This is a genomic window from Cobetia sp. SIMBA_158, from assembly GCF_046566945.1.
GTDB lineage: Bacteria > Pseudomonadota > Gammaproteobacteria > Pseudomonadales > Halomonadaceae > Cobetia > Cobetia amphilecti.
In genome coordinates, this window is sequence record NZ_JAWJYL010000524.1 from 1 (window position 1) to 263 (window position 263).

At 51.3% G+C, this 263-nt stretch carries 1 protein-coding gene; it reads right to left on the minus strand.

The genetic code is table 11. The annotated features are described in order from the left end of the window. Positions 1–263 (minus strand): hypothetical protein (locus tag R2R70_RS20945; protein WP_410979042.1); only part of this gene is annotated, 263 nt, incomplete at both ends.

The window sequence follows — 263 nt, forward strand, 5'->3', positions numbered from 1 at the left end:
GGTCAGGGTTTTCTCCTGCCAGTTCAGGCCGGAGGTGAAGTCCATCACCGATACCGTGGTGTCATCAATCTTGATGTTGACGTTGTCCAGTGCCACCCGTGTTAGGGTGATGGGATACGGCGTGGAGAGATCCAGCGGACCGCTATCTTCCTCTTCTTCAACCTGTTCAGAAGGGGGCATTTTTTTGCTGTCGATATTGACCTGGATGTTTTTCAGCGCCAGATCATTAATACAAACACTGCTGTTCCACAGGCACTCAAGCC